This is a genomic window from Streptomyces sp. IBSBF 3136 (assembly GCF_036815105.1).
Taxonomy (GTDB): domain Bacteria; phylum Actinomycetota; class Actinomycetes; order Streptomycetales; family Streptomycetaceae; genus Streptomyces.
In genome coordinates, this window is sequence record NZ_JAJSZC010000081.1 from 19,188 (window position 1) to 31,571 (window position 12,384).

The window sequence follows — 12,384 nt, forward strand, 5'->3', positions numbered from 1 at the left end:
CACGGGGGCAGGGGACTCTTGCCTCTATGTCGGCTCCAAAGAAGGTGCTGCTAGGGCCAGTCGATCCCCGGCATGTCGTACAGGTAAGCGATAGCTTCGGGGGTAATGGCCCCTACCTGTACCTCGCTATGGCCTGAGGCGTCTTCAAGGGGACCTCCATCGCTGATTGCTGGTCCCACCTCAGCGACTATCCCGGACCCCATGAAAAGCCGATGGCCTGAGTCAGGCCAATTCCATGCCCCAATCGATACTTCTTCCATGGGGGCAAGAATCTCCGCGATGCGTGCATTTTCCAAAGAGTCGCAAGAAGTTGCGTATGGAGCGTTATATACAGCCTCGCCAAGCGTGTTGTGGACGAGGAAATCCTGCAATGACTCCGGGACCTTCACCCAGTCTCCGTACAGTCGCCCCTCGTACACGCTCATCGGATCGTTGGCGTCGAACCCCCAAATGGCATCGGAAGGATCCGCCAGGAAAACCATTTTGCCGTTGCGCAAGTTGATTTCACTAGGCGCGAGAAATCGCTTGACGCCCATCAAGGGAGCGGAGTACTTCGCTGCGAGATCGTACCAGGCGTGCAGCGGTGCGGGGAGGTGACTGCAATCGGTTGCGCTATTTGTTGCCTGATCTGGCGCTCCGTACCATTTGGTGACAAATTGCACGAGATCAATGGATGACAGGTCGATCATGGGGTGATTATTGCATGGTTAGCCGCCGAAAATGACCAATGCAAGAGTGCTTGAACCTGCCCGGCGTCCGGAGATTGTGAGCTTCACAGCCCGCCTCAGGTGGACGCAATGAGCATGAGCTGCTCAAGGCCGACGTCAAGCTCCTGCAGGGTTGTCCAGAAGGTGCTACGGCGCTGGTTCAGCGCTCACCGCGGTGGCTCGCCTCCGAAGATGACTGCCAGGGACTCCACCTCGACGAGCTGCCGACGAAACCGGTCCTGGCGAGTTCCGAACCTGCGTTCGCGCTTCGCCCAGGGGCAGTTCCCATGCATTGCACAACACCCGACCCACCGGTGTGATCAGGCGCAGCACTCGCACCACGAGGTTGCAACGTCGCCTGGTGTCGCCTCCACATGTTCGGCTCCCTGCCTGGCGCCCGTCGGACCAAGGGTGCATTCGGCAGAGTCGGCTCGGAGATGCCTGCGACGCGCCGAGGACGAGCACCCGCTGGGTGCCGTCGAGGCCGTCGTCGTGCTCGGACTTGCATCAGGGCCAGGAGATCGTGATCCGCGCGTGCGGACGGTCGATGACCCGGGCGCCGACGACCTGCTCGTCCGGGGTGCCGGCTGGGTAGACGCCGATGCACGCGCGGTCACCGCGGTGGGCGCGATCCCACAGCGGAACCTCTTCCTGCGTGCCGCCACCCACTTCATCCGCCTCGCACCCGTACCCGGCGCACCCCTGCTCATCCAGTCCGAGGAACTCCCTGCCCTGCTTCGCCTTGCCGAGCAGGCCCGGCTGCGGCCGCCTCAGCCCAGCACTAACATCGAGCGCGGTGCCCGTGGGATCGAGTGGTTCTACCGCGAGCTGACGGAGCCAGGCATGGAAGCTGAGGCACCCCAACAAGCCCGATGTCCGCGACTTCGTATACGGCGTGTCCACAACCCCACGGCCGACGCATCATGACCAAGCCGCCACGAAACCCGCGTGAACCGCTCGCCCGAGGCTGAGGAGCAGGCGTCGACGAGAGCCGCTCGGTTGCAGGTTGTGTGCGCGGGGCGGATTGCGCTACGGCGGACAGCCGCCGCGCTTTCAGTTCCAGCGCATACCGAGGGCGTTGTACAGCCGCTCGGCGGGGCAGGTGAGCGGCGGAAGCGGGCCGCCGAGGGATCTAGCTGCCGACTGGAGCGGCGGTGACGGCCTGACGCACTCCGCCGTTCTGCGCCGGGCAACCCGGCACGATGTCTCAGCCCGACACGACGTCCTCCCTAGACACCAGCTCCGAGATTGCGCCTGAGTGCTCCGTTGACCCGCTTCCACAAGGTGGTCGGTGTGAGGCCGCGTTCGACACGAAGCAGAAAGCTGGCAGGGTTGGCTGCCAGGGCCTGTGCGGTTTGCCGTCGCGCCCCGGTGACAATGCCGAAGGCCGCAACAGCGGCTGTGCCGGCCGCACCGGTCAGAGTTCCCATCATGCTGCCGGCAACCGAGGCGCTTGCCGCGCTGGCAAGTGCGACTGACGTAGGCATCTCGAACTTCGTGCTGACGGCCGTGGTGATGGACTGTAGACCAAGCCCGTACATCGCCTTGCGGAGGGTATTCACCTCTGTCTCGAAGTCCCGGTGCACTGCTTCACGCAGGTGCATCTCCATTGCCTGCCGACTGGCGATGTGGCCCACGTTCTCCTGTAGCGTCTTCGCGGTTTGTTCCACTGCGTCGCTGTAGGCGAGGAACTCCAGTTCGTACTTGGTCCGTAGCTCCACGATTTTTTCGGCCGGCACACTGGCCAGCCGTGCAGGCAAAACATACTCGATCGACAGAATCCCGATCCGACTCGTCAAGTCGGGTGCCTCCATGAGTATTTCGGTTTCGCCGAGGAGGGCGGCCGCCATACGCTCCGTGTCCCACAGGTCTGCCGCAGTATGTGCAGCGACTTGATCGGTAAGGGGGACGAAGGCCGTCCGATGAGCGACTTCAGCGGTCAGTGCACATTTGTATACCCATGCTAGAGCCGGATCCATGCCGAGCCATTCAGGGCCGGACCGCCGCCTGACAGAGTTACGGACGGCTGGCACTGCTAGACCGCAATCCTGCAATGCCTCACGCAGATGAGCCACCATCTCGCCGGGATGCAGGCCGGCAAGGGGCCGCTCACCGAAGCGACTAGCTTGGTGCAGGCTGCGCACTTGCGGCGCAGTTCCGGGAGGCGAAGGCTCGGCGTTCACCCCACCAGCCGCCCGTAGGTCCTGAGCGCGATGGATACCGAAGCTGCGGCGCAGGTCGTCACCGTGAGCTTTCACCAGAGCCAGCATGTGCTGTGATGCAGCTTCGACAGCATCGGCGGGGTCAAAGTTGTCCACGAACCCTAAGCCGTCGTGGAGCACCCGGACGTCACGAGGATCGGCCAGTGTGAAGCCCGCAGGAACCACACGCACGAGCTGGGGCATGTACAGCGCTGCTGCCTTGATCCATGCCATGTTCCGGAAGTGAACGTAGGGGTAGTACAAGCCGATGCTCACGGTCACTCTCCCTGTTCGAGGCCTCGACACCCTACGGGTGATCACCACAATGCTACGGAGGACTGGCCACCTCGGAGAGCTAAGTAGACCAATGACAACCGCTTTTGAGGACTGTCCGCAATCAGTGTCTTTGCGCCAAGAGCTCTCCGTTGCACGGAACGTAGCCGCCTCACCGTTCCCTCAGGAGCACACCGGGTCGCGAGCCCCTGCTCTCTACTCTCAGACGCACTGATCGATGCCTCGAAGGCTAGGGAACGCAGCCGTGGAGGGTTGCAACGATGTCCTTCACCTATGGGTGTTGGGCTGGGCTTCTTCCTCGGGCGCTGGTGTCGGCTCCGTGGACGCGGAAGTGGTGTAGAAGACGGAGCTGCCCTGTTTGTTGCGCTGCACGAGGTTCTTGGCGACGAGGTTTTCAAGGGTGGTGCGCACAACGTTGGGTGAGATCTTGCGGTCGGGGTGCGCATCGCCGAGTGCCTTGGCCACTTCAGCTGCGGAACGGGGTTCGTTCTGCTCGGTGAGATGCCGGTGGATGAGGTCGACCAGGGTGGGTTGAGTGCCCGCCCGCGCGACCGACTTCTCGGCGACGGGCTTCGTTGCGGTCTGCTTCCTGCCCTTGGGTGACTTCGCTGCACCCGTTTTCGCTGTGCGCCGTGCACTGGAGCTGGTGGTGGCCTTCTTCCTGGGGGAAGGGACAGCAGCGCTGCCGGCGGGGGAAGGCGCAGCGACCGAGGTAGAGACACCGAGTGCCTGCTGCATGCTCACCAGTACGCCGTGGTCGTGCTGGAGTACGGTCAACTGCTCCTGCAGCGTGCCGAGTTCCGCAGCGATGCGTTCCTGCTCCTTGACGTTGCGTTCGAGGTCGCTGGCTACCTGACTGAGGTACTGCGAAGTCAACGTCGTTGCTGACGCCGTATCTTCGGACATGGGTTGTCTCCTTGTTCGGCGGCCGGGACGTGGCGGTGCCGGCCTCACCGCAGAGCACACCCGAGGATGCTGTGCGGGCAGTTCCCAAAGAGCTTCGCCGGTGTCCCGGTCGTCTCCCCACGTCGCCATCGTGTTCATGGCGACCAGCCGGTCGAGTAGTTCGGCTGTCTGACGCGGAGAATGCCCGCTCAGACGACCGAGCACCTCCATGTCGGCACAGTACGCGGTGCGGTTGCTGGTATGTGCGCCCAGGATAAGCGCGATCAGTCGTAGCGCGGGGGGTGAGGCGACGGGCAGGGACAGGGGAGTGGGGCGCAATGCCCAGTGGGCGGCACAGCAACGTGCTTGCCGGCCGAGAACCTGGTCCAAGACCGCGGCGTCGAGTGGCTGAACCTCCACCGGTGCCGCCCTGAGGTCGGGGGAGTGCAGCCAGGATCCGTGAGCCAGCTCCTCCCAGACCTCAATGCGCCCGTGCAGGCGCATGCTGCGCAGCAGACCTGGAGGCATACGAACATGTCCGCGGGCGTTGGCCCGCAGAGCGCACTGCAGCGCCAGTCACGCCGCTTAGCGCCGGTGATCGAGGTCGTCGAGAATGCGTTGCAGGGCCTGGCCCTGGGCTGTGTCTCGCACGCTGGCGTCTTGGAGGAGGGTGCGTGCTTCAGCCTTTACTTCTGCAGTCTCCTGGTCCTCGGAATACTGCCTTCTCACGTTCAGGTACTCCGTCAGAAGCTGGGCCTGGACTTGTGGCCGGCCGGGGAAGTCGGGTTCTTGTCTGAGGGTGCCCAGGGCTGTGCGGGTGGCGTGCTGTGCCTCGTCGTTGTGGCCGATGAGGTGGGCGTAGCGGCCCCTGGCTGCCTGGGCGCTCGCGAGCATCGTGAGGCGATAGACACGGCGCGTGCTGCTGTCGTGCTGCAGAAGGTGTTCGAGAACGGCGGCGGCCTCTTGAGTAGCTGTACGGGCTTGGCGGTAGCGCCGGAGCCGGGACCACGTGATGGACAGGTTGATCAGGGAGTGGGCGAATCCCTCCGCGTGTGCTTCCGGGCGTTCGGCGGCGAGGATTCTGCGCAGGTCGACGGCGCTCTGCCCAGCCTGGGCGGAGCCTTCGAGGTCGTCGTTTCTACCCAAGAGGATCATCAGGTGGCCCCAGGACGTGGCCAGGTCCTCCCGTCGGGCCTGTGGCATTGCCCTGGCGAGGCGTTGCTCGATCGCGAGGGACTCCCGGGCTGCGGCGATGGCTTCCTGGGCGTGACCGAGGGCCGCGTGTGTGGCGCTGATCACGGACAGGCTCACGGCGTGGTCGGCTTGGAAGGCGCTGGGGTTCGTCGCGGCGAGAGTGCGCAGGCGCTCTTCACTCTCCTGGGCGTGGCCGAGTGCATCCGTGGAGCGGCCGACGGCCAGGAGTCGGCCGGCGAGGTTATGAAGTGCGACCGCGTAGTCGTAGCCGTATGCCAGGGGATTGCGCTGCGCGAGGTCTCTGCGCAGTTCCACCGCTTCCTGGGCGGCGTGGAGTGCTCGGTCGTGCTGTTCGATGCCGGCGAGTCGCACGCCGAGGTTGCTCAGGGCCTGGGCCAGGTCGGGGGTGTAGGCGTCGGGATTGGCCCTGGCCAGGAGCCGGAAGGCGTCCACGCTTTGTGCTGCGGCATCGGCAGCTTCCTGGTGGCGCCCGAGGCGGCGCAGGAGACCGCCGTGATTGCTCAGCGCTGCCGCGTACTGGGCGCCGTAGGCGTCGGGGTTGGCACTGTACAGGCCACGATGTTCGGTCAGGGCTTCGTGGTCGTCGCGGACGGCCTCTTCGAGGCGTGCCAGGTCGCTGAGGATGATCGCGCGCTGGTTGAGGGCGCGGGCCAGCCAGTCGCGTAGCTTCGGACTGGGGTCGGCTTCCAGGGCGCGCAGCAGTTCGACGGCCTCGTCGGCTGCCTGGAGTGCTTCCAGGTTCCGGCCGGACTTGTGCAGTTGGGCCGCGAGGTTGATGAGCGAGAGCGCCAGTTCACTGGTGTTGGCACCGCGGTGGTCGTGGTCGGCGCGGTCCCGGTCGAGGGCCTCGTGCAGCAGGGACAGGGCTCGGGTGGTGTCGCCGACGCGATGAGCATGGGCGGCCAGGTTGCGCAAGGTGCGGGTCAGTTGGGTGTAGGTGGCGTCGCCGACGGTGGCCGGCAGCGGCCGCAGCAGGTTGAGGGCGGTGGTTCCGTGGCTGACGGCCGCGGTCCAGTCGCCGGTTCGGGTCAGGCGGACGGCGAGGTCGTGGTGAAGGATGGCCTGCTGGAGCGGGTCGTCGGTGGCGCTCAGGCGGTGGTCGAGAAGGCGGCGCGCAAGGATGGCGATGCCGGGGTCCAGGTCGGGATGGCGGTGGTCGGGCAGGTGGCCGTCGACGGCTTCGAGGAGGTCGAGGGGCGTCGAGGACAGCTCGGCCAGGCGCCCCAGGGCCGCGCCCCCCGCGCTCAGCGCAAGTTCCGGGCGGCTGTAGAGCAGGGGGTGAAGTTCGGCGTGGGCAAGGTGGTCCCAGCGGGCCGCGGTTTCGATGAGGACGGTGAGGGTGTTGCGGGTGTAGGGGGTGTCGGGGTCGGCGCCGAGAAGGCGGGCGGGCATGCCAGCCGCCCAGGGGTCGGCAAGGTAGTCGCTGTGGGTGTGGCCGGGGGTGCGCAGGGCGATAAAGTCCTCGCCCAGCCGGTCGGGGTAGAGCGGGGTGAACATCGTGGTGGGCGAGGTCGGCGGGTAGACGGTGCTGTGGTCTGCAACGATGTCGTGGATGAGGGCGGGTTCGGCCACCTCGGCCCGGGTCAGAGCGGTGTGGGCGAGGGCAGCAGCGACAGGGCCGGTGAGGGTCGCGGTGTGGACGGCGCGGGCGACGGTGTGCGGTGGGCTCTTGACGGTTGCGCCGGCATGCAGGGATGCCCAGAAGTCGTGTTCGCGGTCGAGCAGGTACGAGGACAAGTGGGCCGGATCGCTGGGCGGTTGCTGTCCTCGGGCACGGGCGTCAACGGCGACCAGGGCGGCCATGTGCAGGGTCAGGGTGAGATCGAAGGCGTCATCGTCGAGATCATGCTGAGGACGGGCAGGGGGCTCGTCGAGTTGGAACGCGCGGGCGAACGCGGTCCAGGCCGTTTGGTAGATCTGGTGGCGCTCGGCGGTGTCGGCCGCGGGTGGCGCCAGGTGCAGCGGCAGGCTCGCCAGCGCCTTAGGAGGCAGGTCGAGTCGGCTGGTTGCTGCCTGCCACCAGTGGTCTGCGGTGCGGGAGATGAGCAGAACCCTGCAGCGGGTGGGCGTAGTCAGCAGTGGGTTGTGGAGAAGGAGTCGGAGGTCTTGCAGGGGCCAGCGTTCGGCGTAGTCCACGATCAGCAGGAGGTTGGGTCCCGGGGGTGGGACCTGGTGGCGGTCGTCTTCGGTGGGGTCGCTGAGATAGTGGGCGTGCCAGCAGGTCCATTCTTGTTGGATGGTGCGGTCAGCGAACTCGTTGGCGAGTCGGGTCTTTCCCTGGCCGCCGGGGCCGTGGAGCAGTTGGACGGTGATGCCGGGCTGAGGAGCGTCGCGCCAGGAGTCAAGGTGCTCGAGGTCGCGGTCGCGGCCGTGGAAGTCGACCACCCGCATGCCGGGGTGCAGCAGACGGCTGGGCTGTTGCCGGGCGAGGTCCCCGGTGGGCGTCTGCCGCGGCCGCGGGCCAGGGTCGATGCGGTAGACGGGTCGGCCGCGGCGGATGTGGATGTCGCCGTCCATGACCGCGTAGACGAAGCTGCCGGGTTCGGCATGGACCCGCTGTTCACGCATCGGCTCTTCGTCGTGCACGAGGCTCCTCCCCGGAGGGTCGGCGTCCAGGGAACTCATCGTGGCATGCGGTGCGGGAGTTCGTCGGACAGATCTGCGGCCCCGTCGCAGCAAGGCTGTCAGAGGGCCCGGGCGCGTGCGAGGTGAGCGAGTTGGGCAAGAGTTCGATCGGAGTCAACTACGTGGGTGGGGGGAAGCGATGACCCAACCGATCATGTCCGTGGAGCAGTTGCTGATCCTGGAGTATCAGCAACTCAAGGATGAGCAGCGCAGTCGTATCGGGTTCCGGGACAACTTGCTGTACGCGACGCTGGCGTCGATGGCCGCCGTGGTGATCGCGGCCACACAGGCGGGTCGCACGGCGCTGGTGCTGATGCTGCCGGCGGCGTGCCTGGTCCTGGGATGGACCTACCTGGTCAACGACGAGAAAGTGTCGGCAATCGGCCGGTACGTGCGTGAGGAGCTTGGGCCGAGGCTGGGCGGTGCCACGGACGCGGGGGTTGTCTTCGGCTGGGAGTCGGCGCATCGCGGGGGCAGGCGGCGGCATGTACGTAAGGTCTTGCAGCTCGTGGTGGACGTGTCGACATTCTGCGGGACGGCTGCGGCCGCGCTGGTCGTTTACTGGTGTGCGGCGCCGCTGCAGCCGGCGTTGCTGGTCGTCTCGATTGCGGAGTTGGCAGCTGTCGTCGTCCTTGGCTGGCAGATGGCCTTGTATGCGGACGTGTACCGTGACGCGGCGCCGTGAACGGGAGCGTGGGACCGTAAGTCACCGGGATGCGCGCAGGGCGTGCTCCAGCCGTGCGCTCAGCTCTTGGGCCACATCACCGGTCTGGGCGGCCAGAGAACCCGCCGGCAGAGCTTCGTCGGCGGGAACGCGCAATGGTCCCTGAGTCATGCGCATGCTCGCGGTGCTTCGCGGCATGTCCTTCACGGAACCGAAGCTGAGGATCTCCGCGGGTTCCACGGCGATCACGGGCACGACGCGATCCAGCGCGGGCCCGTCGATGCGCAACAGGAGCGCGAGCATGCGCTCGATCTGCAGGGGCAGCTCGTCAGGGTCGAGGACGGCGCCGAGTGAGTCCTTGGGCAGGGGAAGCCACACGGAGCGCTGGCCTGTGCGGTGGCACGCCAGACCGCTGATCCCCTTGCGGGGGTCGTTCGTCCACGCGCACGCGACCTCGCCGAGCACCGCGTGGTCGACGCCCTCGCCTGTGGCGAAGATGCCAGTCTCGCGTCCCAAGCCGACCAGATGCTTGAGCAGTTGTTCCAGTCGGCGGTACTCCAGGCGGGGTCCGGGCTTGGCCGGAAGGAGATGCACCTCCACCGTTGCGGAGTACCCCGCGTTGGGGATCAGGCCAGTGCGCCACGTCACCGTCGGCGGCTCGCCGAGCACGGTCCACGGCAAGGCGCCGCCCATAGGGGTGCTGGCCGCCGTCGCCGTGCGAGCCGCCTCGACTTCCGCTGCCTGATTGTGGGCGGATTGCCCGGTCGGATGCACGTGCTGGTTGCCGTTTTGAACGGCGTAGACCGGGCCTGCGCCGGGCATGGGCTGCACCAACTGAGTGAACGTGGTGGCTGGGACGGGTGCGGCTGGGAAGTGGTCCGACCGTCCGGAGGCGGGGCTCATGGGGATTGCAGCGACGAGCGCGGCAGCGAAAGCCGCTGCGTGTTCGGCGGCGCGTGGCTGCGAGCCTCCGGCGTCCGCTTCGCGCTTGAGGCCATCGGCCTTGTCGCTGATCCCGCGGATGGTCAGCACCGGCAGATTCGCCAGGTGTCCCGCCGCAGCGGCTCCCGCCCCCTCGTTCTCGATCGCCGCGGCGTCGTTGTAGTGCTGCTGCAGCTGGCTGGCGGTGTAGGAGGTACGGGAGTCGAGAACCACATCCCCTGCGGCGACCGGTTTGAAGAACACATGCGGCGGGTGGCCGTCGAGCGTCGCGGCTAGCTGGCGGTCCCACGTGCCGTCTAGTTCCACGTGGCGGGCCAACTGCAGCAGGGAGTTGGGGGCTTCCCATGCTTTTGGGCGGGCCGCGAAGCCAGCCTGGGACTCCTTGCCACCCTGGTAAGCGTACGTATGGGTGGCCACGACGACATCGCCCACCTCGATGTCGTCCTTCAAGGAGCCGGCCACGCCCACGAACAGCAGTGCCTGCGGGTTGAACAGCCCGGATGCCGTCGCTGTGGCAACAGCTGCCTTCTCACGGCCTTCTCCCACCACCGCGATCGCCACCTCGTGCTGAGGAACGGCCGGGATCTTCCCGACCTCGAACAACGTGCCAGTGGGGTGCGAGCGCCGGACACGGTCCACGAGGACGTCACGGACTGCGGCGTACTCCACTTGAAGCGCCGTCAGAATGACCACTGTGGCCACGCGAGCCCCCCACTTGCCGGTCGAGGAATCCCACCTTAAGGGAACCGGCCACAGCTATGACGGACCTGCGATGAAGGAGGAGCCGATGAGCTACGGACCGAGCCCCGAGAAAGCCGACGGTATGCGCGTGCCCGGCCACCACGACCTTCAGGCGATCCATGCCGCCGTCGGCACCACTGTGTTCGCCACCGCCCACGGCGACATGCACATATGGGACGGCAACCTCGCCCACGCCTTCACGCCCTACGCCAATGGGGACCACCCCACTTCGAGGCCCGGACCCGTCAAGACGGCCGACCCGCTGCTCGCCGAACTCACCGACTGGCGTGAAGCCCCCGAACCGGACGGGGCGACGGCACCGGTCCCCGGTGTATCCCTCCTCACCACTGCGACCGGCGCGGACCTCGACGTCCTTACTACCTTCCTGCGCCAGTCCCGAGCAGCCGGCTGGGCGGTTTGGACGGCCCTGCCCCGAAGCCCCGGCACACCATCGGCAACGGCGAGCATCCCGGCGGCCAGCACCGGGAGAGCCCTGGTGTGGGTGCCTGCCACACCCAGCTGGACTGTCAGCGATCTGGGCCATCTCGTCACCGACCCCGTGCTACGCATCGGCCGGTACAACCGGGTACTTCTCCACGCCCACAGCCCCGACTCTTCATCTGATCCCGACCCGGGCATGACGTGGTGGCCGGCACTACGCAATCGCTTGCGGAAGTCAGGAGCCACCGACATCCGCACCCTGCGTTGTCTGCCTGCTCTCTAGCGCTCTGACCGGGCAGGTTCACCGTGTTCCTCGCCGACCGGGGACTCTGGAGGGCGTGCGATCACCAACCGCATGGTGAGTTTGGTGGACAGGCCTGCAGCCGGACGAGGGCTTGTCGACTCACCCAGATCGGAGACTCGGTCGCAGTCGTCGAGCTTGATGATCAGCCCGGGACCCACCAGGTACATCACCTTGTTCTCGACCAATCACTTGTCGGTACCGGCGACCTTGAGTAGGCCGTCCGTGGTGCGGCAGGCCAAGTAGATCGTCATGCCCGGTTTTGGCACCTCAGGGGAGCTGGTGGCCCCCTGCGCTCCATTGGTCACGACCGCCAGGGACGCTGCGCCCCTGAGACCGACGAGGGCTTTCCTATCCTGCGGGACCGGGGTCGGGAAGTCCGCATACACGGGTGAGGGACGTGGCGTCCTCGTCATGGCCGGGTCCGAACACCCCAAGGGCGATGTGCGCGCGTCCGCCCCGTTGTCGTTAGAGGCCAGCAGGGGCAGGAGGGCGATGATCAATGAGCCGAGCGCGCCCAGCACAGTCACGACGATCGCTGTTCTCAGCGAGCTTCCCTCCGTCGGAGCCGGGCGCAACCCCTGCACAGGCCATGACGCTGCCGTTGGCGGGCTTCAGCTCGCGCTCGCTGCAGTCGGGTGGGTGTTGATTCATGCAAGGCCGCCGAGGTCGAGTTGGTGGCCGGCGCGGGTGACGGCGACGTAGGCCAGGCGGGCGTCGGTGTCGCTGACACATGCCGGGGCGATGCCCTGCACGTGCCGCGGCACCCTGCGCGCGCTGCACCGCCATCAGCCGGGTACGGTCCGCGTTCGCGGCCTGCTGGACGCTTGACCGGGCGTGCCGAAGGTCGCTCTGGGTGGCGGGCCTGGGCGGGGTGAGCTCGAGGGCGCGGGAGGGCGTCATGGGCGGGCTGCCTCGTGTGCCCTGCCGGTGGGGCCTGGGCGTCGGGTGTGGGTGGGAAGGCGGTTGTGGATGTGCTCGTGGTGGGCCAGGGAGTCGAAGGGCTCCCAGTCGGCCACCGCCAGGTCGGCGGCCGTGGGGGTGGCGGCGTGCTGCGGGCAGCGCTGGGCGCGCCAGCGCAGCTGCTCGGCGTATGGGATGGCGCTGAGGTCGTAGATGGCCATGACCGCGGCGGGCAGGGCCAGCTGCCCGCTCGTCGCGGTGGCCGGGACGAGCCTCCAGGTGCCGGCCGGGGTATTGGGGGAGAGGAGGGTGTTGGTGCAGCGGTGACGGCGCCGGGTCTGGGCGATGCACTGGATCTCGTCCACCGGGCGGGCGGCGAGGTAGCGCACGTACAGCAGTTGCACGACGGGGCGGGCCAGCGCGCGCTCCAGCCGTTCGGCCACCGCCTCCAGCGTGGTCTCCTGC

General features: G+C 67.0%; 8 protein-coding genes and 1 pseudogene. 2 read left to right on the plus strand and 7 right to left on the minus strand.

The window, feature by feature from the left end; genetic code table 11:
- Window positions 1-50: 50 nt before the first annotated feature.
- From V7E45_RS19020 to V7E45_RS19040, 5 genes are all read right to left on the minus strand, one after another.
- Entirely contained in the window at window positions 51-689 is a 639-nt protein-coding gene (locus V7E45_RS19020; RefSeq protein WP_333775378.1) for a hypothetical protein, read from the minus strand.
- A gap of 525 nt (window positions 690-1,214) precedes the next feature.
- The gene (locus tag V7E45_RS19025; protein WP_333775379.1) at window positions 1,215-1,610 is read right to left on the minus strand and encodes a hypothetical protein; all 396 of its coding nucleotides are present in this window, start codon (window positions 1,608-1,610) and stop codon (window positions 1,215-1,217) included.
- 326 nt (window positions 1,611-1,936) lie between these two features.
- A complete protein-coding gene (locus V7E45_RS19030; protein ID WP_333775380.1) occupies window positions 1,937-3,184 on the minus strand; it encodes a DUF6236 family protein in 1,248 nt (415 codons plus the stop codon).
- Window positions 3,185-3,469: 285 nt separating this feature from the next.
- Window positions 3,470-4,108, minus strand: a complete 639-nt coding sequence (locus V7E45_RS19035; RefSeq protein WP_333775381.1) for a BlaI/MecI/CopY family transcriptional regulator — start codon at window positions 4,106-4,108, stop codon at window positions 3,470-3,472.
- A gap of 564 nt (window positions 4,109-4,672) precedes the next feature.
- On the minus strand, window positions 4,673-7,888 hold the full coding sequence (locus V7E45_RS19040; protein WP_333775382.1) for a tetratricopeptide repeat protein: 3,216 nt from the start codon (window positions 7,886-7,888) through the stop codon (window positions 4,673-4,675).
- Between the two features lie 178 nt (window positions 7,889-8,066).
- Here V7E45_RS19040 and V7E45_RS19045 point away from each other — a divergent pair, with 178 nt between their 5' ends.
- Complete coding sequence (locus V7E45_RS19045) at window positions 8,067-8,612, plus strand: hypothetical protein (protein WP_333775383.1); 546 nt, start codon at window positions 8,067-8,069, stop codon at window positions 8,610-8,612.
- A gap of 21 nt (window positions 8,613-8,633) precedes the next feature.
- Here the strand turns inward: V7E45_RS19045 and V7E45_RS19050 are convergent, their stop codons facing one another.
- Window positions 8,634-10,235, minus strand: coding sequence for a 5'-methylthioadenosine/S-adenosylhomocysteine nucleosidase family protein (locus V7E45_RS19050; protein WP_333775384.1), 1,602 nt, complete (start codon window positions 10,233-10,235; stop codon window positions 8,634-8,636).
- Window positions 10,236-10,320: 85 nt separating this feature from the next.
- On the opposite strand from V7E45_RS19050, the gene V7E45_RS19055 reads away from it, so the two are divergent.
- Window positions 10,321-10,998 (plus strand): hypothetical protein, encoded by a 678-nt coding sequence (locus tag V7E45_RS19055; protein WP_333775385.1) that lies wholly within the window; start codon window positions 10,321-10,323, stop codon window positions 10,996-10,998.
- A gap of 917 nt (window positions 10,999-11,915) precedes the next feature.
- On the opposite strand, the pseudogene V7E45_RS19060 reads toward V7E45_RS19055, so the two are convergent.
- Window positions 11,916-12,384, minus strand: a pseudogene (locus V7E45_RS19060) (hypothetical protein); the annotation flags it as partial.

Excerpts from the sequence above, each read along its gene's own strand:
- V7E45_RS19020 (WP_333775378.1), bottom strand. The coding sequence starts at position 689 with ATGATCGACCTGTCATCCATTGATCTCGTGCAATTTGTCACCAAATGG.
- V7E45_RS19035 (WP_333775381.1), bottom strand. The coding sequence starts at position 4,108 with ATGTCCGAAGATACGGCGTCAGCAACGACGTTGACTTCGCAGTACCTC.
- V7E45_RS19045 (WP_333775383.1), top strand. The coding sequence starts at position 8,067 with ATGACCCAACCGATCATGTCCGTGGAGCAGTTGCTGATCCTGGAGTAT.
- V7E45_RS19055 (WP_333775385.1), top strand. The coding sequence starts at position 10,321 with ATGAGCTACGGACCGAGCCCCGAGAAAGCCGACGGTATGCGCGTGCCC.